This is a genomic window from Mesorhizobium sp. M1E.F.Ca.ET.045.02.1.1 (genome assembly GCF_003952485.1).
Taxonomy (GTDB): Bacteria; Pseudomonadota; Alphaproteobacteria; order Rhizobiales; family Rhizobiaceae; genus Mesorhizobium.
Window position 1 is genome coordinate 4,794,804 of record NZ_CP034447.1, and the last position, 21,642, is coordinate 4,816,445.

A 21,642-nucleotide genomic window follows, 5' to 3' on the forward strand; every position below is an offset into this window, starting at 1 on the left:
GAAGGGCAAGTGGCGGAGACATTGGACAGCAAGGCCGCGAAGGCCGCACCGATGGACCGTCTGTGGGCCGAGAACGACGATTCACGCCTCACTGGCGATCCTTCGCTGGTGGTCGACGTCGCCGGTTTCGAGGGGCCGCTCGACCTTCTCCTGCATCTGGCGCGCAACCAGAAGGTCGATCTCGCCCGCATCTCGATCCTGGCGCTCGCCGAGCAGTATCTGGCTTTCATCGAGAAGGTGAGGGCGCTGAGGCTGGAGCTTGCGGCCGACTATCTCGTGATGGCGGCGTGGCTCGCCTTCCTCAAGTCGAAGCTGCTGATCCCGAAACAGCCAGGCGAAGAGGGCGAGAGCGGCGAGGAACTGGCGGCGGTGCTGCAATTCCGGCTGAAGCGGCTGGAGGCGATGCGCGATGCCGCGGCGCGGCTGGTCAACCGCAACCGGCTCGGCCGCGATGTCTTCGCGCGCGGCATGCCGGAAATGGTCATCATCGAGAAGCGCAACGCCTATTCGGCTTCGCTCTACGATCTTTTGACCGCCTATGCGCAACAGCGCCAGCGGCAGGCGATCAACAATGTGACGATCGCCCGGCGCGCCGTCTGGTCGCTTAAGGACGCGCGCGAAGTGCTGGCGCGGTTGATCGGGACGGTCAGCAACTGGACCGCGCTGGACAGCTTCCTGATCCAATATCTGGCGACGCCGGAAGAGAAGCGGACGGCGGTCGCCAGCTCCTTCGCCGCGACGCTCGAAATGGTGCGCGAGGGGAAACTGGAAGTGCGGCAGGATCAGGTTTTCGCACCGATCTATCTGCGCGGCCGCGCGCAAGGGGTCAAGGCAGTCGAGGTGGTATCATGAGCGAACGCGCCAACGCTTCGGTCATCCCGTTCAAGGTCGACGACGAACCGGAAGACGAGACGGCCGAACTGGGCTCTATCGAGAACCTCGCCGAGCGGCTGCAGTTGTCGGAAGCTGTCCGCATGGCCGAGGCGATTATATTCGCCAGCGCCGAGCCGGTCAGCGAAAGGCAATTGGCGGCGCGCCTGCCCGACGGCGTCAATATCACGGCGGCAATGGCCGATCTGCAGGAGATCTACGCCAAGCGCGGCGTCAATCTGGTGCGGGTCGGCGATGCCTGGGCATTCCGCACCGCCGGCGATCTTGCGTTCCTGATGAGCCGGGACTCGGTCCAGCAGCGAAAGCTCTCTCGCGCGGCGCTCGAGGTGCTGGCGATCATTGCCTATCACCAGCCGGTGACGCGCGCCGAGATCGAGGACATCAGAGGCGTCGAAACCTCCAAGGGCACGCTGGACACGCTGCTCGAAACCGAATGGGTGAGGATGCGCGGCCGGCGACGCACGCCCGGCCGTCCCGTGACCTATGGCACCACCGACGCCTTCCTCGACCATTTCGCGCTGGAGGAAATCCGTGACCTGCCCGGCATGGAAGAGCTGAAGGGCGCCGGGCTCCTGTCGACGCGCATGCCGTCCAATTTCTCGATGCCCGTCCCGCCTGCCGATCCGGATGCGCTGACCGAGGACGAGGATGCGCTGACCGATATCGACCTCGAGGAACTCGGATTGCTGACCCCGCGCGTCACGGAAGAGTGACGCAAAAAAGCCGCTCTTGGGTGCTCAAGGGCAGGACTGCGCCGATTCGTAGCAAGCCGCCGACGCCGAAAGTGCGTGACATCGGGCAGCCATTTTATCAACTTCACTGCGGTTGTGTTTGAATCCCTGAGCGAAAACGCATAGATCATCGCCGAGGGAAAACATTCAAGAGAGACAGGCAATGGGTTCATTTTCGATTTGGCACTGGATGATCGTGCTGGTCATCGTGCTTCTGGTGTTCGGCCGGGGCAAGATTCCCGAGCTGATGGGCGACATGGCCAAGGGCATCAAGAGCTTCAAGAAGGGCATGGCTGACGACGACGTCGACGACAAGCGTACCGTCGAGCACCGCGCCGACGAGACCGTTTCGCCGGGCAAGGAAAAGGTCAGCAAGAGCTGAGCCCGGTTGTTGCTTTGTACATGCCGTTAGCCCAAAACCGCTTCGCGCTTTTGGGCGGCATGCACTAGTCGGAATAGATTGCCATGTTCGAAGTCGGTTGGAGCGAGCTGCTGGTGATCGCGGTCGTCATGATCGTGGTCGTCGGGCCGAAGGATCTGCCCAACATGCTGCGCACGTTCGGCCGCACCGCGGCGAAATTGCGCGCGATGGCGGCTGACTTCCAGAAGCAGTTCAACGACGCCCTGAAGGAAGCCGAGCTCGATGACGTCAAGAGTTCGGTCGACAGCCTTCGGAGCCTCAATCCGATGACCGAAATCCGCAAGCAGCTCAATCCGTTCGAACAGGCGGCAGCCGACGTGCGGGCCGGCGTCGATACGATGATGAAGCCCAAGCCGGCCGCCGATGTGGCGGCGCCCGACGCATCGCCGCAAGCCGCCGAGCCGCTCAAGAACGGCGCGACGGAGATGCCCGGCGCCAGCGGGACCGAAGCGGCCCCGGCCGCGCCGATCTTCCCGGCCATGAGCGACGCTTCAGTGACTGCGCCTGTTGCCCAGACCGCCACACCCGCGGAGCCGGCAAAAAAGGCAGCGACATCGAAGACGAAGGCTGCGGGTGGAGCGGTGAAGACGGTCAAGGCATCGGCGGCAACGTCCGCGCCGGCGGGAGCAAAGGCCGCGACGCCCGCCAAGAAGGTAGCGCCCAAGGCTAAGGCAGCGCCGGCTGCGGCGAAGAAGCCGGCCGGGAAAAAAGCCGCCGACGCCAAGAAAACGGCGGGAGCCGCCAAGTGAGCGTCTCGGACAAAGAGAAGGAAGAGATCGAGAAATCGTCGGCGCCGCTGATCGAGCACCTTATCGAACTGCGTCGCCGCCTGATCTGGTCTCTGGGTGGGTTCTTCGTCGCGTTCCTGGTCTGCTTCTTCTTTGCCAGGCGCCTGTTCAACCTTCTGGTCATCCCGTTCAAATGGGCGACGCAATGGGCGGGGCTCGACCCACACAAGGTCGAACTGATCTATACCGCGCCGCAGGAGTTCTTCTTCACCCAGGTGAAGCTCGCCATGTTCGGCGGCATGGTGATCGCCTTTCCGCTGATCGCCACGCAGATCTACAAGTTCATCGCTCCGGGTCTCTACAAGAACGAGCGCAACGCTTTCCTGCCGTTCCTGATTGCCTCGCCCATCCTGTTTCTGATGGGCGCCTCGCTGGTCTATTTCTTCTTTACCCCGATGGTGATGTGGTTCTTCCTCGCCATGCAGCAGGCCGGCACCAATGACCAGGTGCAGATTTCGCTGCTGCCGAAGGTGTCGGAATATCTCAGCCTGATCATGACGCTGATCTTCTCCTTCGGCCTGGTGTTCCAGCTCCCGGTGGTGACCAGCCTTTTGACTCGCGTCGGCCTGCTGTCGTCGCAGGCGCTGGCCGATAAGCGCAAATGGGCGATTGTCCTTTCCTTCGTCGTCGCCGCGGTGCTGACGCCGCCCGACCCGTTGAGCCAGTGCGGCCTCGCTGTCCCGACCATCATTCTCTATGAGGTCGCTATCTGGTCCTCGCGTCTGATCGAGCGCAGCCAGGAGCGCGATCGGCTGGCGCGCGAGGCGAGCGAGAGCGGAAAGACCGTAGACGAGAAGGCGCCGGACGCTTCTTCAACGCAGGCGCCAGGTTAGGCGAAAGCCGGAAAAACGCGGCAGGCGGCCCCGTCTGTCTTGCATCGATCAAGGATGCGGTTTACGCCCTCGAACCTTACTTTGAGGACGGATCAACCATGCTTGACATCAAATGGATTCGCGACAACCCGAAGGCTTTGATCGATGCGCTGGTGAAGCGCTCGTGGTCGGCCGGCGACGCGCAATCCACGGTCGACGGCCTGATCGCCAGCGATGAGGCGCGGCGCGCGCATCTCAGCGAGTTGCAGGTCAAGCAGGAGCGCCGCAACGCCGCCTCGAAGGAGATCGGCAACGCCATGCGTTCCGGCGATGCCGCGCTGGCAGAAAAGCTCAAGGGCGAAGTCAGCGACATCAAGGCGTTCATCCAGAACGGCGAGGCGCGCGAGCGCGAGCTCGATAAGGCGCTGAACGACGCACTCGCAGTGCTGCCCAACGTGCCGCTCGACGACGTGCCAGTCGGAAAGGACGAGCACGACAATGTCGTCAAGCGCATCGTCGGCGAGGTGCCGGCGCGTCCGAACTGGGTGAAGGAGCATTTCGAGATCGGCGAAGCGCTCGGCATGATGGATTTCGAGCGGGCGGCGAAGCTGTCCGGCTCGCGCTTCACGGTGCTGAAGAGCCAGCTCGCGCGCATGGAGCGGGCTATCGGCCAGTTCATGCTCGACCTGCACACGACCGAGCACGGCTATGAGGAGATCATCCCGCCGCTGATGGTGCGCGACGAGGTGCTTTTCGGCACCAACCAACTGCCGAAATTCGAGGAGGACCTATTCTTCACGCCGCATGGCGACGGACGCCTGGGCCTGATCCCGACGGCGGAGGTGCCGCTCACCAATCTCGTGCGCGAGGAAATCACGCCGCATGAGAAATTGCCGCTGCGCTTTACGGCGCTGACGCCGTGCTTCCGCTCGGAAGCGGGTTCAGCCGGCCGCGATACGCGCGGCATGCTGCGTCAGCATCAGTTCTACAAGGTCGAGCTGGTGTCGATCACCGACCAGGAGAGCTCGCTTGCCGAGCATGAGCGCATGACGCAATGCGCCGAGGAGGTGCTGAAGCGGCTCGGCCTGCCGTTCCGCACGGTGACGCTGTGCACCGGCGACATGGGTTTTGGCGCGCGCAAGACCTACGACATCGAGGTCTGGCTGCCGGGCCAGAACGCCTATCGCGAAATCTCGTCCTGCTCGGTCTGCGGCGACTTCCAGGCGCGCCGCATGGATGCCCGCTACAAGGACAAGGACGGCAAGGGCAACCGCTTTGTCCACACGCTCAACGGCTCGGGCACGGCGGTCGGCCGCGCTCTCATTGCTGTCATCGAAAACTACCAGAATGAGGATGGCAGCGTAACCATTCCTGAAGTGCTGCGGCCTTACATGGGTGGTCTCGCGAAGATCGAATCGAAATGAGTTCATGCGCATCCTGCTGACCAACGATGACGGCATCCATGCCGAGGGGCTGGCGTCGCTCGAGCGCATTGCCCGCACGCTTTCGGATGACGTCTGGGTGGTGGCGCCCGAGCAGGACCAGTCCGGCTACGCGCATTCGCTGTCGATCTCGGAACCGCTCAGGCTGAGGAAGATCGGCGAGAAGCATTTTGCCGTGCGCGGCACGCCGACCGACTGCGTCATCATGGGCACGAAGAAGATCCTGCCCGAGCCGCCGGACCTCCTCCTGTCGGGCGTCAATTCCGGCGCCAACATCGCCGACGACGTTACCTACTCGGGCACCGTCGCCGGTGCCATGGAAGGCGCGCTGCTCGGCGTGCGCTCGATCGCGGTGAGCCAGGCCTATTCCTATGTCGGCGAGGACCGCGTCGTTCCCTACGAGACGACCGAGGCGCTCGCGCCGGCGCTGCTGAAGAGGCTGGTCGCGACGCCGCTGCCGGAAGGCGTTCTGCTCAACGTCAATTTCCCGAACTGTGCGCCCGACGAGATCGAAGGCACGGTCGTCACGTCGCAGGGCAAGCTCGTGCACAGCCTGTGGGTCGACGAGCGCCGCGACGGGCGCGGACTGCCTTACTACTGGCTGCGCTTCGGCCGAGAGCCGGTCGAAGGCAAGAAGGGCACGGACCTCCACGCGCTGCGCAACCGGCTGGTGTCGGTGACCCCGCTGCAGCTCGACCTCACCGCCCATGAACTCCGCGACCAGCTTACCAAGGCATTGGCATGAACAAGGCATTGGCATGAACACGACCCTCGACGACCGCGAAGGTTTTGCCGCTTTCCTGCTTCGCCTGCGCGGCAGGGGCACGGCGCCGAAGGCGCTGATCGCCGCCTTCGAGGCGACGCCGCGGCGCGGTTTCCTGTCCGCGCAGTTCCATCCGATCGCCTGGTCGGAAGGCATGCTGCCGATCGAATGCGGGGAGGCGATCGAAGGCGCGGATCTGCAGGCGGCGGTGATCGCGGCTTTAGCCATCGAGCCGGGCAACCGCGTGCTCGAGATCGGCACCGGATCGGGCTACACTGCCGCTGTGATGTCGCGGCTCGCTGCGCGCGTGGTCACCGTCGACCGCTACAAAACCTTGACCGAACAGGCAAAGCAGCGCTTCGAGGCGCTGGGCATCAGCAATGCCATCGTGCGCCAGGCAGATGCCTCCAACGGCCTGCCCAACGAAGGCCCGTTCGACCGCATTGTCGCCTGGGCGGCCTTCGAGAGCTTGCCGCGCTTCCTGCTCGATCAATTGTCGAGCGGCGGCATCGTCATCGCGCCGATCGGCCCGGAGGAGGGCGAGCAGGTGCTGGCCAAGCTTACCAAGGTCGGCAGCCGTTTCGAGCGCGAGGACATCGGCATGGTCAGGCTGCAGCCAATCCTGCGCAGCGTCGCCGCGGTGATCTAACTGGGTTGGGATTCAGGTGAGGCCGGCCTGCAAATGCTTCCGGCCATCGTCGACCGAAGCACTCATGAGTGGCGTGGCAATTAAATTAGGGTTTCGGCCGGCGTAGGCTGGTGCTCGCGTGCCTTTCTCGACTCGAGCTAACCTGAATCTCAGCTCGCCCCAAGCGGCCCTCGAAAATGTTTTAAGAAAATTTTCGTCGGATTCTAATGGGTTAACCCCGCAGTAACATTAACGCGCTTTAATCATGGCCAATGTGTACCGGGTCTGTGCGGGTTAGTGCGATGCAATTCAATGGTTTGAAGGCAAACGGACGCAATCTGGCGCGCGGCTGCGCCATCCTCGTGATCGCCGGCGCCGCGGCCGGGTGCAGCTCGCAGGCCATGCGCTTCAACGGTGTCGACGACGTCTTCACGTCGTCCACCAACAACCAGCGCTCCATCATCAGCAAGCAGAACGCCGACCAGCCCTATCCGGGCGATATGGCCGCGCCGGCGCCGGTCGACGGCAGCCACACCCAGTCGGTGAGCCGCTCCAGCCTCGAGCCGGTGACGTCGCAGCAGTTGCCTCCGCCCTCGCAGCAGGCCGCTGCACCCGCAAAGCCGATGCGCACCGCCTCGGCCCCGGCGCTCGCGCCAGCTCCCGCCGCGCCGCATCTCGACAAGACGACCACCGGCACCGTCGCGCCGGCCGCGAAGCCGTTCAAGACCGCCGAGCCCGATGCCGTGCGCAACGCAAGTGCCGCGCCGCACGCGACCGAGATCGTGGTCCGGGAAGGCGAGACGATTTCGGGCCTCGCGCGGCAGTATCATGTGCCGGCCGATGCGATCATCAAGGTCAACGGGCTGGATGCCGGCAAGGGTATCAGGACCGGTCAGAAAATCGTCATCCCCGCCTATGCCTATTCGAGCAAGGCCGAGCCGAAGGTTGCCGACAACACCAAGCCCGCTACGCCGAAACAGCCTGCCGGAGCGCCGGAGAAGGTTGCCGTGCTGCCGCAGCAGCCGAAAGTCAAGGACGGCAAGTCGACTGCGCAGGTCGATGCATCGGCTGCCGCCAGCGGCTCGAAGAACGTCAAGCCCGCGCCGCAGATGGCCGAGGCCAAGCCGGCCGGCGCCGGGGGCACCTACACCGTCCAGCAGGGCGATTCCCTGTCTTCGATTGCCCGCAAGACCGGCGTCAGCGCCACGGCGCTCAAGCAGGCCAACGGCATGAAGGACGGCCTCTTGAAGATCGGCCAGACGCTCAAGGTCCCGGCCGGCGGCACGGTTGTCGCCGCCGCCAAGCCTGCAGCGACTGCCGCCAAGCCTGCCGTCGATCCGGTAACGACGGCGACCACGCCGCCGGCGAAGACCACGCCGTCGGAGACGCTCGCCTCCTACACGCCGCCGAAGAAGGACGCCAAGGTCATCCAGCAGGCCGAGGACGACGATGCGGTGGCGCCGGATGCGACCGGCATCGGCAAGATGCGCTGGCCGGTGCGTGGGCGCGTCATCTCCGGCTTCGGCTCCGGCAAGGATGGCGTCGACATCGCGGTGCCGGAAGGAACGCCGATCAAGGCGGCCGAGAACGGCGTCGTCATCTATGCGGGCGACGGCCTCAAGGAATTCGGCAATACCGTTTTGGTGCGCCACGAGAACGGACTGGTCACCGTCTACGGTCACGCCAGCTCGATCGAGGTGCAGCGCGGCCAGAAGGTCAAGCGCGGCCAGGAGATCGCGCTGTCCGGCATGAGCGGCACCACCGACTCGCCGAAGCTGCACTTCGAAGTGCGCAAGAATTCGGCCCCGGTCGACCCGTCCGGCTACCTCGAATAGAACAAGAACAATTGCGGGCCGCCTGACCTCCAGTCCGGCCCGCCGTCTTCAGCCCGCTCCGCCAGGGGCGGGCTTTTTCAGTTGTCTTGTTTGACCATGATCTTGTCCGAAAACCGGCTTCCAATTTTTGCTTTGCTGACCTTCCGGTTCGGGATCATGGTCGCGGTCAATCCTTAAGCGGCTTGCCAAGCCGGCCGGCCAGATCCTGCGTGAACTGCCAGGCGACGCGGCCGGAGCGGCTGCCGCGCGTCGTTGCCCATTCGAGCGCCTCGGCGCGCAGCGTTTCGGCGTCGATCTTCAGGTCGTGATAGCGGACGTAGCCGTCGATCATGTCGAGATATTCGTCCTGCGAGCATTTGTGGAAGCCGAGCCACAGGCCGAAGCGGTCCGAGAGCGAGACCTTTTCCTCTACTGCCTCCGACGGGTTGATGGCGGTCGAGCGCTCATTGTCGATCATGTCGCGCGGCAGCAGATGCCGTCTATTCGACGTGGCGTAGAAGATGACGTTGGCCGGCCGGCCCTCGACGCCGCCTTCGAGCGCCGCCTTCAGCGACTTGTAGGAGGTGTCGTCGTGGTCGAAGGACAGGTCGTCGCAAAACAGGATGAAGCGATGGGGCGCCGCCTTCAGCAGGCCCATGAGCTTGGGCAGCGTGTCGATGTCCTCGCGGTGGATCTCGATCAGCTTGAGCGGGAGGTCGAGCTTGTCCGAGGCGTTGACCTTGGCGTGCACGGCCTTGACCAGCGACGACTTGCCCATGCCGCGCGCGCCCCAGAGCAGCACATTGTTGGCCGCAAAGCCCGAAGCGAAGCGCTCGGTGTTGTCGAGCAGGATGTCGCGAACCCGGTCGACGCCACGGATCAGACCGATATCGACGCGGTTGACCTTGCGCACCGGCTCCAGATGGCCGGGATCGGCTTGCCAGACGAAACAATCGGCCACGCCGAGGTCGGTCTCCGGCACGGGTGGCGGGGCGAGGCGGGAGACCGCTTCGATCAGGCGGTCGAGCTTCTTGTTCAGGGCATCCTGGCTATCGGTCATTTCGGATCTTTGTCCTGGCATCTCGGAATGCGGATAAAGCTTCATGGCGGCGCTGCAAGAACCAGCCCCAAGCTTTTGTTGGAGCATGATCTTTTGGGCAAGGCCGAAGCCGCTTCCCGCTGCGACGCTCTAGCACGCGCCAAACGGCTGGAAAAGCAACGGATTCGCCAGCCCGCGCAGTTGCATTGGCAACTTTACCGACTATATTCCGCCCAAATTTTGCGGGGCCGCCCCGGGCGGTTTTCAATCATCCAGGAGTTTCTTGATGTTCGTCACACCGGCATACGCCCAAGGCGTCGGCACCTCGCCCGATATGTTCATCAGCATTTTGCCGTTTGTCCTGATTTTCGTGATCATGTATTTTCTGATCATCAGGCCGCAGCGCACGCAGCTGAAGAAGCGCCAGGAGATGCTGGCCGCGGTGCGCCGCGGCGATACGGTGGTGACCGGCGGCGGCTTCGTCGGCAAGGTGACCAAGGTGATCGACGACAATGAGCTGGAGATCGACCTTGGCGGCGGAACCAAGGTGACGGCGCTGCGCTCGACGATCTCCGACGTGCGCGTCAAGGGCGAGCCGGTGGCGAACCAGAACGCCAAGAAGTAATCATCACCTCGATGGCGGAACGCTGCCGCTTGTACGCCTGAACGGATAAGAACGAATGCTGTATTTCTCGCGCCTGAAGATGATCCTGATCTGGCTGGCTGTGGCCGTCACAGTGATCCTCGCCGCGCCCAATCTCTTCCCGGCAAGCACGCTGGCGCAACTGCCGAGCTGGGTGCCGAAACGGCAGATGACGCTCGGCCTCGACCTTCAAGGCGGCTCGCACATCCTGCTCCAGATGGATCAGAACGATCTGATCAAGGACCAACTGGAGACGACGCGCGACGAGATCAGGACCCTGCTGCGCGAAGCCAAGATCAACTATACCGGGCTTTCCGGCACCGGTCGCACCGTGCAGGTGCGCATCAGCGACCAGAACCAGGTCGATGCGGCCAAGGCAGCGCTGAAACCCATTACAAATCCGGTAAATGCCGGTCTATTCACCGGCGGCTCCGTTCAGTCGATGACGCTGGATGATTCAGAGCCTGGGCTGCTGAAATTTACCGTCACGGATGCCGGCCTCAAGTACCGGACCACAACGGCGTTGTCACAGGCAATCGAAGTTGTCGAACGACGCGTCAACGCGCTTGGCACGACCGAGCCGATCGTGCAGCGGCAGGGTGACGATCGCATCCTCGTTCAGGTGCCTGGCCTTCAGAACCCTCAGCGGCTTAAGGACATTATCGGCCAGACCGCCAAGCTGACGTTCCAGATGGTCGACACCTCGATGCCGGTCCAGGACGCCATGAAAGGCCGGCCGCCGGCTGGCGACTCGATCCTGTATTCTCAAGACGATCCTCCGGTTCCCTATTTGGTGGAGAACCGCGTCATCGTGTCGGGCGAAGACCTGTCGCAGGCGACGCCGACCTATAATTCGCAGACAAACGAGCCAGTGGTTTCGTTTACGTTCAATTCGCGAGGCGCCACCCGGTTCGGTCAGGCGACCCAGCAGAATGTCGGTAAACCTTTCGCCATCGTCCTCGACAACCAGGTCATTTCGGCGCCCGTCATCCGTGAACCTATTCTCGGCGGCACGGGGCAGATTTCAGGCAACTTCACAGCCGAGAGCGCCAACGATCTCGCCGTGCTGCTGCGCGCCGGCGCCTTGCCGGCCAAACTCACCATCATTGAAGAGCGCACGGTGGGTCCGGGCCTTGGTCAGGATTCGATCCATGCCGGCAAGATCGCGGGCGTGATCGGCTCGATCCTCGTCGTCGCCTTCATGTTCGTGGCCTACGGCTTCCTCGGCTTCCTCGCCAATGTGGCTTTGGCCGTGCACGTTGCGATGATCGTGGGGGCGCTGTCACTGCTTGGCGCAACGCTCACTTTGCCAGGTATCGCGGGTATCGTGCTGACCATCGGCATGGCCGTGGACTCCAACGTTCTGATTTACGAGCGCATACGCGAAGAGCGACGAAATGGCCGCTCCGTCATCCAGGCGATCGACACCGGTTTCTCCAAGGCGCTGGCGACGATCGTCGACTCCAACGTCACGTCGCTGATCGCGACCGTGGTGCTGTTCTTTCTTGGCACCGGTCCGGTCAAGGGCTTCGCCATCACCTACGCCATCGGCATCCTGACCACGGTGTTCACCGCCTTCACCTTCACCCGGATGCTGGTCGCGATCTGGCTGCGCCGTGCCCGCCCGAAGGAATTGCCAAGGGCGCCCGTCACCTTCATCCCGCCGGGCACCAAGATCCCGTTCATGGGGATCCGCCGCTGGACGTTCGCCTTGTCCAGCGTGCTGTCGATCCTGTCGGTCGTCGGGTTCCTGACCATCGACATCAATTACGGCATCGACTTCAAGGGCGGCTCGATGATCGAGGTGCAGTCCAAGCAGGGCGACGCCGATCTCGGCGACATCCGCAGCAGGCTATCCGAGCTCAACATCGGCGAGATCCAGGTGCAGCAGTTCGGCGCCCCGAATGACGTCCTGATCCGCGTCGGAACACAAGATGCCGGCGAGAATGCCGAGCAGACGGTTATCGACAAGGTGAGGGGCGAGCTCCAGGATCAATACGACTTCCGTCGCGTCGAAGTGGTGGGTCCGACGGTTTCCGGAGAGCTGGCCAAGCAGGGCACGATCGCGATGTTGATCGCGCTGGTCGGCATCCTGCTCTATGTCTGGTTCCGCTTCGAATGGCAGTTCGCGGTGGGCGCGATCGTCGCGACCGTCCACGACGTGGTGATGACGATCGGCTTCTTCGTCATATCCGGATTGGAGTTCAACCAGTCGTCGCTGGCGGCGATCCTGACCATCATCGGCTACTCATTGAACGACACGATTGTCGTCTATGACCGCGTTCGCGAGGATCTCAGAAAATACAAGAAGATGCCGCTGCCGCAGCTCTTGAACAATGCCATCAACGAGACGCTGTCGAGGACGACGCTGACCTCGGTCACGACATCGCTGGCGCTGTTGGCTCTGGTGCTGTTCGGCGGCGAGGTGATCCGTTCCTTCACGCTGGCGATGCTGTTCGGCGTGGTGTTCGGCACCTATTCGTCGATCTTCATCGCCGCGCCGCTGCTGATCCTCTTCAAGTTGCGGCCGCAATCCGCGACCGCCGAGGAGACGAAGACGGCGAACGGCAAGGCCGTGACGACCTGACGCCGTCAGAGCCGGATGATTTCAGGTCGAGTCGACCTGAAATCTGAATCCGGCTCTGAATCAAAGAGATAGAGCATGATATCGTCCGAAAACCGCTCCACACTTTTCGGCATCATGCTCTAGACCCATGGCCAAAGGCATCATCATCCGCGAGGCGCATTTCCCGGGCAGGGCGCCGATTGAGGCTTATGGTAATGGCGGCTTCCGCTTTGCCGACATGTCGCATCGCGGATCGCTTTTGTGCCTGCCGTCGGGCATTCATGGCTGGGAGCCGGCCGATCCGCTGGCGCTGAAAGCCTCGGACTTCGACAAGCTTTTCGCCCAAGCGGACAGGGTTGAGATCCTGCTCGTCGGCACCGGCAAGGATCTGCGGCCGCTGCCGGGTGCACTGCGCGCCGCGCTCAAGCAAGCCGGCATCTCTGCCGATCCGATGTCGACGGGGGCGGCCGTGCGCACCTACAACGTGCTTCTGGCCGAGGACCGCGCCGTGGCCGCAGCGCTGATTGCCGTCGATTGAATGGCAGGCGGCTCAACCATCGTCATGGACGCGGTGCGCGCCGCCGACCCTGACCGCTACCTCTCCGCGCTCTACGCGCCGGCCGACAGGCGCGACGCGCTGCTCGCGCTCTATGCCTTCAATGCCGAGATCGCCAGCGTGCGCGACCGCATCCATGAGCCGCTGCCGGGCGAGGTCCGGCTGCAGTGGTGGCGTGATGTCATCATGGCCGAAGGCGGGGCGGAGACCGGTCATCCGACCGCCGATGCGCTGAGGGCTGCGGTCGCAGCCAGCCACCTGCCGAAGGCGGCCTTCGACAACATGCTCGAAGCGCGCATCTTCGACCTCTATGACGACCCGATGCCGTCGCGGACCGACCTCGAGGGTTATTGCGGCGAGACGGCCGCGGCGCTCATCCAGCTTGCGGCGTTGGTGCTCGATCCAACTGCCGCGCCACGCTTTGCCGAACTGGCGGGCAGGGCAGGCTGCGCGCAGGCGATCACCGGCCTGCTGCTTTTGTTGCCGCTGCATCGCAGGCGAGGCCAATGCTACGTGCCCGCCGAGATCCTGGCAGCCGCGGGAACGACACCGGAAGAGTTCGTCAAGGGCGACGGCGGTCCTGGCGCGGAGCGCGCAGTGGCGGCGATGATTGCGCTGGCGCGAGAGCATCTCGGCGCTTTCGAGAAGGGCGCGCCGGCTCTCCCCGTTTCGCTGCGCCCCGCGTTTCTGCCACTTGCGCTGACGCGCGCCTATCTCACCAGGATGGACAGCGCGGACCGCTCCCCACGCGTTGCGACTGCGACGCTCTCGACCTTGCGGCGGCACTGGCTGCTCCTGCGTCATGCCATGCGCGGCTGGGCGCCTCTTTGACGTAAACGTCAATCGTGCTAGGGATTCCGTCGCGTGGACTCGCGTCAGAGAAATGCGAGCCGCCGGAGGAGCCGCCATTCCATGACACTGCCAGTCCTGGTTGTCCTCGTCGTGTTCGGCATCGCGCTGTCGGTCGCCGCCGTGCATTTCACCGGTGGCACGACAACCGCGACGTTTGCCACTGCTGATCAGGCGCTCGCACGTTTTGCCCAAGACTTTCCGGACGAAAAGCCGGGTGCCGTGCGGCTGACATCGGACAGGCATGCCGCGTTCCTCGAACTCGGCTCGCAACGCTGCGGCATCGTTCACAGCATCGGCGACTGTTTCCTGACGCGCATCGTCACGCCGCGGGATGTTCTCGCCCTGGTGCGGGAAGGGAGCGTGGTGTTGCTGCGGATGGATGATTTCACCTGGAAAGGCGGGCGGTTTGCCTTTGCCAACGAAGCCGACGCGCTGGCCATGGCGGCGGCGCTGCAAGCCCGCGATCGGACCCGAAAGGCGGCGTGATGGACGACTACAATTTTCCGCAAGTCACCCAGCTTGCCATCCCGTTCTTCGTCGCGGCGATCCTGATCGAGCTCTGGCTGGTGCGCACCGGCCGCGCCAAGGGATCGTTCGAGACGCGCGACACGCTGGCCAGCCTGATGATGGGCACGGGCAATGTCGTCGCCGGTCTGCTGCTCGGCGTCGTGTCCTATTGGGCGCTGGTGTGGCTCTGGCAGTTCCGCTTCTTCAATCTCGGCCTGTCGGTCTGGGTCTTTGTCGCCGCCTTCCTGCTCGATGACCTGCGCTACTACGTCTATCACCGCATCGCGCACCGGGTGCGCTGGGTCTGGGCCGAGCACGTCAACCATCATTCCAGCCAGCACTACAATCTTTCGACGGCGCTGAGGCAAAGCTGGACCGGCCTCTTCACCTTCACCTTCATCCTGCAGGCGCCGCTGGTGCTCGCCGGCTTCCACCCGGCCGTGATCGCCTTCGTCTTCGGCTTCAACCTCGTCTGGCAGTTCTGGATCCACACCGAGACGATCGGCAAGATGTGGGGCTGGTTCGAACTCATCTTCAACACGCCCTCGCATCACCGCGTCCACCATGCCACCAACCCGCGCTATCTCGATGCCAATTTTGCCGGCACGCTGATCATCTGGGACCGCATGTTCGGCACTTTCGTCGAGGAACTGGAGGGAGACCGGCCGCGCTACGGCATCGTCAAGAACATCGGCACCTTCAATCCGCTGAAGGTGGCCTTCCACGAATGGATAGGCATGTTCAAGGATGCGGCTAAGCCGGGGCTGACGCTCAGCCAACGCCTCAACTATCTCATCCAGCCGCCCGGCTGGAGCCATGACGGCTCGCGCGACACGTCGGAGACGCTGAAGGCGGCTTATGTGCGGAGAAATCCGGCGGAGGCGGGCAGGCCAGGGCTGCCGGCCGCAGGCGCAGAGCCGGCGGAGTAGTCAGGACGGTTCACCGCCGCCACGTAGCAGCGCTTCGTAGTCGCGGCCGCCGTAGAAGATATTGACGATGCGCACGATATCGCTTTCGACGATATAGGCGATGACGGCGGAATGCTCGAACGGGACAGTCCTCAGACCCGGCACAATGTCATCGTGCTGGCGCCCGCCGCGGGGCGCATTGCCGATGCTGTGACAGCGGTCCCTGATGCGATCAACGAAGCTTATAGTGATACTGCCGCTACCGCTGCTTTCGAAAATATAGGCGGCAATAGCATCGAGATCGGATATGGCCGCTTCGCTAAGAACGACGGCGAGACGTTGAATCATCACTGTCTCGCGCCATCTGCGAAATCCGACCCTTTACCCTCGCGATCGCCTCATCGAGCGGAACGGCTGGCCTCTTGTCCTCAATCGAAGCCTTCACCCGCGCCCGGATCGAGGCCATGCGCTCGGCATGCTCCTCTTCCTCGCGTTGGAAGGCGCGGAGTGCGGCGCGGATGACTTCGCTCGCGGACCCGAACGAGCCGTCCTCGACCTTTTCGCGGATCATCCGGGCCATGGCTGGCGTGACGGTGATGGAGAGTTTCTCGGCGGACTCCACGGGATAGCTCCATGCATATAAAGTAGGATAGTATCCTACTTCATATGGGTCGTCCAATCGGAACCGAAAAGCCTATTCCGCGGCTTGCGCTCGCGCCGGCAATCCCAGCCACTCGCGGCAATCCGCAAGCGCGCGTGTCGTGATCGCATGGCGTTTGGCGATGGTCTTGTCCTTGCCGCGCAGGCGTTTTCCTTGGACCTTCGGCGCCTCCACCGGCGGAAACAGGCCGAAATTGACATTCATCGGCTGGAAGGAGCGTTTTCCGGGCTCGTCGTCCGAAACGATGTGGCCGCCGGTAATGTGGTTGAGCAGCGCGCCGAAGGCGGTGGTCGGCGGTGGCAGCGAGGGCGCTTGGCCGAGCCGTTCGGCGGCGGCGAAACGGCCGGCGAGCAGGCCGATCGCGGCGCTCTCGACATAGCCTTCGCAGCCGGTGATCTGGCCGGCAAAGCGCAGGCCCGGCCGCGATTTGAGCTGCAGCGACGGATCGAGCAGCGTCGGCGAGTTGATGTAGGTGTTGCGGTGCAAGCCGCCGAGGCGCGCGAACTCGGCGTTCTCTAGCCCCGGAATGGTGCGGAAGATGCGCACCTGCTCGGCATGCTTCAGCTTGGTCTGGAAACCGACCATGTTGTAGAGCGTGCCCAGCGCATTGTCCTGGCGGAGCTGGACGACGGCGTAGGCCTTGACCGACGGATTGTGGATGTTGGTCAGGCCCATCGGCTTCATCGGCCCGTAGCGCAGCGTCTCGACGCCGCGCTCGGCCATCACCTCGATCGGCAGGCAGCCGTCGAAATAGGGCGTGCCTTCCCACTGTTTGAACTCGGTTTTTTGCCCCTCCAGCAACGCCGCCACGAAGGCGAGGTACTGCTCCTTGTCCATCGGGCAGTTGATGTAATCCTTGCCGGTGCCGCCGGGGCCGACCTTGTCGTAGCGCGACTGGAACCAGCAGGTGTTCATGTCGATCGTGTCGAAATGAACGATCGGCGCGATGGCGTCGAAGAAGGCGAGCGCATCGGCGCCCGTGGCCTCGGCGATCGACTGGGCAAGCGAGGGCGCCGTCAGCGGGCCGGTGGCGACGATCGTCTGGTCCCACTCCGCCGGCGGCAGGCCAGGCAATTCCTCGCGGACGATGGTGATCAGCGGGTGGGCGTTGATCTTCGCGGTGACCGCATCGGAGAAGGCGTCACGGTCGACGGCGAGCGCGCCGCCAGCCGGCACCTGGTGAGCGTCGCCGGCGCTCATGATCAGCGAGCCGGCAAGCCGCATTTCGGCGTGCAGCAGGCCCACCGCATTGGTCTCGGCGTCGTCCGAGCGAAACGAGTTGGAGCAGACGAGCTCGGCCAGCCCGTCGGTCTTGTGGGCATCGGTGCCGCGCACCGGGCGCATTTCGTGCAGCACGACCGGAACGCCGGCCTCGGCGATTTGCCATGCCGCCTCGGAGCCGGCGAGGCCACCACCGATGACGTGAACGGGATCTTTGCTCATGAGCGCCGGAATAGTCGCTTGGCGCGGCGAATGCAATTGCCGGCTTCGGCGGGCTGGTGCGGGAAGACTGCCCCCTAGCTATTTGTTTTACGCAATTCCGGACGAGGCTTACGGCGACGTCGCCGAGCCCAACCGCTGCACACTTTTTCTGGAATTGCTCCAAAAACAACAACACCCGCCGGGGGAGGAGGTCCGGCGGGTGTCGTTTTGGGGGTCGATCCTCGGGAGGAGGTGAAGATCGACCGTATTCGCCATCGCCGGGGAGGAGGTCGGCTTTGACGAAATTCCTTCCGCCACATGTTGAAAAGGGGCGGAACCTTTTGGAGAACAACGCCCGCCGGGGGAGGAGGTCCGGCGGGCGCCGTTTCGGTGGTCAACCCTCGGGAGGAGGTGAGGGTTGGCCGTATCCGTCAGGGTCGGGGAGGAGGTCGACCCTGGCGAAATGCCTTGCTTAGACCGCCTTGCGGGCGATCGTCTTGATCTCGTCGCGAACGATACCGAGATCGTAGAGCTGGCGGTTCGAAAGCCGACCCAGCTCGGAAACCGTCTCGCGATAAACGCGCCAGTTACGGTAGCTGCGGATCAGGTTCATTGTCTTACTCTTCTCAAAACTGGTTCGGACCATTCGCGGTCCGAAGCGGATTAGACCGCCTTGCGGGCGACGTAGTGGATGTCGCTGCGGCTGATGCCGAGGTCGGTCAGTTCACGGTTCGACAGGCGGTTCAGCTCGGAAACGGTTTCCCGGTAGCGGCGCCAGTTGCGGTAGTTGCGGATCAGGTTCATGGTAGTGCTCGTTTCGTCTTTAGTTCGGATCATTCCGTTTGTGTACGAACAGAAAATAGGTCGGATCATATCGGTTTAAAAGTGTCATTGGCGCATGGCAGCAATGCAAATTGTGCAATGCAACATTAACGACCCTTCACGCTTGCGACACAAAGAAGACCGAATCGGAAAATGCCGCTGCGTCAACGGTTTGGCCCTTGCGGCTAAAAAAATGACCAAGCTTGGGGGAAACGCATGGCGGGCTATGCGACACGGGTGAGGGCGGATATTGCCCGCTGGCGGGAGGCGGGCCTGATTGATGCGGCGACGGCCGATGCATTGGCGCGCGACGTGGCCGCCAACGAGCGCACCTCGCTGAGCTTCGGCTCGATCCTGGCGATGATGGCCGCACTGCTGTTCGGCGCTGCGATACTCATCTTCGTGGCCGCCAACTGGGAAGCCATTCCCCGGCTGGCGCGCGTGGCAGCGCTGTTTGCCGTCATCGTCGGCGGCTATGTCGGCGGTGCGTTGCTGAAGACACGCGATCACGCGGCGATCGGCGAGGCGCTGTGGGTCGTCGCCGCCGCGGCCTTCGGCGGATCGATCGCGCTGATCGGCCAGATGTATCACCTGTCGGGAGACGAGGCCGCGGCGCTGCTGACCTGGTGCGCCGGCACCGCGCTGGCGGCGGTCGCATTGCGCTCGAACCCCCTCACCGTGGCTGCGGTCGGCATCGCCGATGCCTGGTTGTTCCTCAAATGGGGCGGATTTTTCCGCCGGGCCGAGTTTCCCTATCTCTTCGCGGCAATTGCGCTGGTGCTGTTTGCCATTTCATTCTGGACACGCAGCCAGGCGGCGCGACACCTGATCGTCCTGTCGATCCTGTTCTATCTCGTGCTGCTGGCGATAGATCACAACACGCTGCAAGTCGCCATTCCGCTCGTGCTCGTCTCGGCGGCGCTGTTCGCGGCTGCGATCTTCGCGGCGGAACCCGTCGACAGGATCGTGCAGCTCGGCGGCCGGCTGCCCTTGCACGCGCTTATCGGTTTTCTCGCCGGCCTGGCGATGGTCCAGTTCGAACTGGGCGATGAGGCGAGCTACAACAGCGGCTTTGCGATTGCCTCAGCGACCGCGCTTGCAGGCATCGTCGCGGCGATCATGCTGGGCGGTCGTGAGAGCAGGGGCTTGCGCTGGGTGGCCTATGCCGGCTTCGCCTTCGAACTCGCCATCATCTATGTTGTGATGTTGCAGTCGATGCTAGGCACGGCCGGCTTCTTCCTGTCCGCGGCCGTGCTGCTGGGGATACTGGCGCTGGTCATCATCCGCGTCGAAAAGCGCATGAAGACGCCTGCCGGGGGAGGAGCAGCGGCATGACCGGGAAAAGACTGATCATCTCGGCGCTGGTGCTGGCGCTTTTCCAGATCGGCTTCCTGAGCTGGATCATTGCCGGACGCGCGGCGATCCTGCGCAACGGCAAGGAAGTGGTTTTGAAGATCGAGCCTGTGGACCCACGCGATCTTCTGCGCGGCGACTACATCTCGCTTGGCTATGACATATCGCGCATCCCGGTGAGGCTCATCGCCAACATTCCGCCAGGCAAGTTCACCAGCAACGATTCCGAGCTCGTCGTCAGGTTGAAGAAGGGTGCCGACGGCTACTGGCAGCCGAGCGCGGCATGGTTCGATCAGGCGCCGGCGCCTGCCGCTTCCGATGAGGCCGACATTGTCGGCCATGTGGCGGATGGCTGGGATCTACGCTCACCCAACATGACGATCGCGCCGGAATACGGGATCGAGCGCTTCTATCTGCCCGAAGGCCAGGGCGTGGCGATCCAGAATGACATGCGCGTGCGGCCGTTCGGCATCAAGCTGGCGCTGTCAGCCAACGGCGCGGCGCAGATCAAGGCGCTCATGGACGGCAGCAAGACGCTGTTCGAGGAGCCGCTTTATTAGTGTGTACGGCCTTGGCGTGAGCGCGACGGTCCGCCTGAACGGTGGTCTCGGTTATCGCTGAACACTGCCTGTCTCTGCGATGATTTTGAGATAGGGACCAATCGAAATCGTATAGCTAAAGTTTGCTACGCCTTTTTCCTGCTTGTGTATCGAGGGGCTGCGTACAACCCAGTCATAGACGCCCGAGACAATGCAGCGATCGTCAACGCAGTTGACCATAATGCTGTCATTGCGGACGCTATATCCGCGTTCAGGCCATCGCTGATAATAGTTCCTCTTGTCCTGAATGATCGAGCTCAGGTTCGTCAACTTGCCATAATAGTCGACCGTGGGAGCGTAGGACGCCTGAGCTTGAGCAAGAGCGAAATCGTCGTTGTCGCCATGATGCTCGATGAGATCCTTGACGAAGGCGACCGCTACGCTTTCCGGCTGTTGCGTGGCATCGGGTACAGGGGAAGGCACGGGCGCGGGATTTGGCCTCGCAGACATCTGCGATGTATCTGCCGGCGATTGGCTCGTTTCGGCATTGGTCACGCGCAAGTCAGCCATTTCGCTCGCCGACAGGTATCTTATATCATGCTTGCCGTAGCTCGAAGCCAATTCCATCAGCTTGGGATCCACTCCCATCTCGACTACATAGGCTAGGACTGCGGCCGTTCCGAGCTGGACACGGGCGTCAGCCTCTTCGTTGGACATCCCGTCAGCCGGTTTGAGGAACGGCCGGTGAATACCGATAGAACCTGGTTCGGCAATACGGTGGACGCCACCCAAGAAGGCCAGTGAGCAGGCCGAAGCGCACTGCAATTGGCGAACCTGAAGCGTATCCAACCCTGCCGCGCGGATCATGCGCCCCAGCCGAATCGCACTGCCGACATTGCCGCCGGGCGAGTTGAATACGATCACCCTGGCCCCGCTGCTCGCAACCGCGTTGCCTAAGGCGTTCACGGGTTCGTTGGCGCCAAATTCACCGGAGACAACAAGCATCGGCTGCCCGCCCGGAGAGGAGGCCGCAGTGTACTCTAAAGCCTCAACCTGACATGTCGCTGCGGCGACAGCTGACCCAACCCCTAGAACCAGAGAAACGACGCGCACAACCTGACAGAGCCCCAACCCACCTGCTGCAACTAAGAACCTGTTAACGGGCTATTTCAAGTGCATCGGATAGGCAAAAAGCGGAATTGTCTCCGCGGGCGTAAGGCCTTGCTCGCGCCGCCAGGAATTGATTGCTCCGGTCGTTCTTTTGCCAAGGCTTCGGAGAGGCCCTTTTGCTCACTGATCTTCAGGTGGCTCGTCGCCCGAAGCTCGTCAGAGCGAAGGATGGTGCGGATGAAGGGACTCGAACCCCCACGCCTTTCGGCACTGGAACCTAAATCCAGGGCGTCTACCAATTCCGCCACATCCGCGTTCCCCGGCAATCCCATGTAGCCATCATTCTGTCAATGTGAGGGTCCAAATGGGTCGGG

24 protein-coding genes and 1 tRNA gene are annotated in these 21,642 nt (G+C 63.1%); 17 read left to right on the forward strand and 8 right to left on the reverse strand.

All coding sequences use genetic code 11. The annotated features are described in order from the left end of the window. The first annotated feature begins 51 nt into the window (after positions 1-51). The 9 genes from EJ070_RS23010 to EJ070_RS23050 all read left to right on the forward strand — a co-directional run bounded on the left by EJ070_RS23010 (position 52) and on the right by EJ070_RS23050 (position 8,311). The gene (locus EJ070_RS23010) at positions 52-852 is read left to right on the forward strand and encodes a ScpA family protein (RefSeq protein ID WP_126095872.1); all 801 of its coding nucleotides are present in this window, start codon (positions 52-54) and stop codon (positions 850-852) included. Then, the gene (gene scpB / locus EJ070_RS23015; protein ID WP_126093399.1) at positions 849-1,604 is read left to right on the forward strand and encodes an SMC-Scp complex subunit ScpB; all 756 of its coding nucleotides are present in this window, start codon (positions 849-851) and stop codon (positions 1,602-1,604) included. The genes EJ070_RS23010 and scpB overlap by 4 nt, the downstream gene beginning before the upstream one ends. Positions 1,605-1,785: 181 nt before the next feature. Then, positions 1,786-2,004, forward strand: coding sequence for a twin-arginine translocase TatA/TatE family subunit (locus EJ070_RS23020; protein ID WP_095815328.1), 219 nt, complete (start codon positions 1,786-1,788; stop codon positions 2,002-2,004). 83 nt (positions 2,005-2,087) lie between these two features. Further along, positions 2,088-2,792: a Sec-independent protein translocase protein TatB gene (gene tatB / locus EJ070_RS23025; RefSeq protein WP_126093400.1), complete on the forward strand. Its 705-nt coding sequence runs from the start codon at positions 2,088-2,090 to the stop codon at positions 2,790-2,792. Further along, positions 2,789-3,664, forward strand: coding sequence for a twin-arginine translocase subunit TatC (gene tatC, locus EJ070_RS23030; protein ID WP_126093401.1), 876 nt, complete (start codon positions 2,789-2,791; stop codon positions 3,662-3,664). The genes tatB and tatC overlap by 4 nt, the downstream gene beginning before the upstream one ends. 98 nt (positions 3,665-3,762) lie before the next feature. Next, the gene (gene serS / locus EJ070_RS23035) at positions 3,763-5,067 is read left to right on the forward strand and encodes a serine--tRNA ligase (RefSeq protein WP_126093402.1); all 1,305 of its coding nucleotides are present in this window, start codon (positions 3,763-3,765) and stop codon (positions 5,065-5,067) included. 4 nt (positions 5,068-5,071) lie between these two features. Next, positions 5,072-5,830, forward strand: a complete 759-nt coding sequence (gene surE, locus EJ070_RS23040) for a 5'/3'-nucleotidase SurE (RefSeq protein WP_126093403.1) — start codon at positions 5,072-5,074, stop codon at positions 5,828-5,830. A 13-nt stretch (positions 5,831-5,843) separates the two neighbouring features. Further along, positions 5,844-6,497: a protein-L-isoaspartate(D-aspartate) O-methyltransferase gene (locus tag EJ070_RS23045; protein ID WP_126093404.1), complete on the forward strand. Its 654-nt coding sequence runs from the start codon at positions 5,844-5,846 to the stop codon at positions 6,495-6,497. Between the two features lie 281 nt (positions 6,498-6,778). Further along, complete coding sequence (locus EJ070_RS23050) at positions 6,779-8,311, forward strand: peptidoglycan DD-metalloendopeptidase family protein (protein ID WP_126093405.1); 1,533 nt, start codon at positions 6,779-6,781, stop codon at positions 8,309-8,311. A 166-nt stretch (positions 8,312-8,477) separates the two neighbouring features. On the opposite strand, the gene EJ070_RS23055 is transcribed toward EJ070_RS23050, so the two are convergent. Then, entirely contained in the window at positions 8,478-9,350 is an 873-nt protein-coding gene (locus EJ070_RS23055) for an ATP-binding protein (protein ID WP_126093406.1), read from the reverse strand. Between the two features lie 265 nt (positions 9,351-9,615). Between EJ070_RS23055 and yajC the strand changes: the two genes are divergently transcribed. The 6 genes from yajC to EJ070_RS23085 all read left to right on the forward strand — a co-directional run bounded on the left by yajC (position 9,616) and on the right by EJ070_RS23085 (position 15,382). Then, positions 9,616-9,954, forward strand: a complete 339-nt coding sequence (gene yajC, locus EJ070_RS23060; protein WP_067000009.1) for a preprotein translocase subunit YajC — start codon at positions 9,616-9,618, stop codon at positions 9,952-9,954. Positions 9,955-10,009: 55 nt separating this feature from the next. After that, the gene (secDF, locus tag EJ070_RS23065; protein WP_126093407.1) at positions 10,010-12,559 is read left to right on the forward strand and encodes a protein translocase subunit SecDF; all 2,550 of its coding nucleotides are present in this window, start codon (positions 10,010-10,012) and stop codon (positions 12,557-12,559) included. A gap of 127 nt (positions 12,560-12,686) precedes the next feature. Next, complete coding sequence (locus tag EJ070_RS23070; protein ID WP_126093408.1) at positions 12,687-13,076, forward strand: Mth938-like domain-containing protein; 390 nt, start codon at positions 12,687-12,689, stop codon at positions 13,074-13,076. After that, the gene (locus EJ070_RS23075) at positions 13,077-13,925 is read left to right on the forward strand and encodes a phytoene/squalene synthase family protein (protein WP_189350010.1); all 849 of its coding nucleotides are present in this window, start codon (positions 13,077-13,079) and stop codon (positions 13,923-13,925) included. It abuts the gene before it with no gap. 81 nt (positions 13,926-14,006) lie between these two features. Continuing rightward, the gene (locus EJ070_RS23080; protein ID WP_126093409.1) at positions 14,007-14,432 is read left to right on the forward strand and encodes a hypothetical protein; all 426 of its coding nucleotides are present in this window, start codon (positions 14,007-14,009) and stop codon (positions 14,430-14,432) included. Then, positions 14,432-15,382 carry a sterol desaturase family protein gene (locus tag EJ070_RS23085; protein ID WP_189350012.1) on the forward strand — a complete coding sequence of 317 codons (951 nt, stop codon included), beginning with the start codon at positions 14,432-14,434 and terminating at the stop codon, positions 15,380-15,382. Before EJ070_RS23080 ends, EJ070_RS23085 begins: the two co-directional genes overlap by 1 nt. Here EJ070_RS23085 and EJ070_RS23090 read toward each other — a convergent pair whose 3' ends face one another. From EJ070_RS23090 to EJ070_RS23110, 5 genes are all read right to left on the reverse strand, one after another. Beyond that, entirely contained in the window at positions 15,383-15,709 is a 327-nt protein-coding gene (locus EJ070_RS23090; protein WP_126093411.1) for a type II toxin-antitoxin system RelE/ParE family toxin, read from the reverse strand. Next, positions 15,681-15,983: a type II toxin-antitoxin system ParD family antitoxin gene (locus tag EJ070_RS23095; RefSeq protein ID WP_126093412.1), complete on the reverse strand. Its 303-nt coding sequence runs from the start codon at positions 15,981-15,983 to the stop codon at positions 15,681-15,683. Before EJ070_RS23095 ends, EJ070_RS23090 begins: the two co-directional genes overlap by 29 nt. A 72-nt stretch (positions 15,984-16,055) precedes the next feature. Beyond that, on the reverse strand, positions 16,056-17,465 hold the full coding sequence (gene trmFO, locus EJ070_RS23100) for a methylenetetrahydrofolate--tRNA-(uracil(54)-C(5))-methyltransferase (FADH(2)-oxidizing) TrmFO (RefSeq protein ID WP_126093413.1): 1,410 nt from the start codon (positions 17,463-17,465) through the stop codon (positions 16,056-16,058). A 451-nt stretch (positions 17,466-17,916) separates the two neighbouring features. Then, positions 17,917-18,057 carry a DUF1127 domain-containing protein gene (locus EJ070_RS23105; RefSeq protein WP_126093414.1) on the reverse strand — a complete coding sequence of 47 codons (141 nt, stop codon included), beginning with the start codon at positions 18,055-18,057 and terminating at the stop codon, positions 17,917-17,919. 50 nt (positions 18,058-18,107) lie between these two features. Further along, positions 18,108-18,248, reverse strand: coding sequence for a DUF1127 domain-containing protein (locus tag EJ070_RS23110; RefSeq protein ID WP_082056373.1), 141 nt, complete (start codon positions 18,246-18,248; stop codon positions 18,108-18,110). Positions 18,249-18,482: 234 nt separating this feature from the next. On the opposite strand from EJ070_RS23110, the gene EJ070_RS23115 reads away from it, so the two are divergent. Both EJ070_RS23115 and EJ070_RS23120 read left to right on the forward strand, forming a co-directional pair. Continuing rightward, positions 18,483-19,601 carry a DUF2157 domain-containing protein gene (locus EJ070_RS23115; RefSeq protein WP_126093415.1) on the forward strand — a complete coding sequence of 373 codons (1,119 nt, stop codon included), beginning with the start codon at positions 18,483-18,485 and terminating at the stop codon, positions 19,599-19,601. Beyond that, positions 19,598-20,179 (forward strand): GDYXXLXY domain-containing protein, encoded by a 582-nt coding sequence (locus tag EJ070_RS23120; protein ID WP_126093416.1) that lies wholly within the window; start codon positions 19,598-19,600, stop codon positions 20,177-20,179. Before EJ070_RS23115 ends, EJ070_RS23120 begins: the two co-directional genes overlap by 4 nt. Before the next feature lie 51 nt (positions 20,180-20,230). Here the strand turns inward: EJ070_RS23120 and EJ070_RS23125 are convergent, their stop codons facing one another. Next, positions 20,231-21,163, reverse strand: coding sequence for a hypothetical protein (locus tag EJ070_RS23125; protein ID WP_126093417.1), 933 nt, complete (start codon positions 21,161-21,163; stop codon positions 20,231-20,233). 334 nt (positions 21,164-21,497) lie between these two features. Next, positions 21,498-21,582: transfer RNA gene (locus EJ070_RS23130), tRNA-Leu, on the reverse strand. Positions 21,583-21,642: the final 60 nt, after the last annotated feature.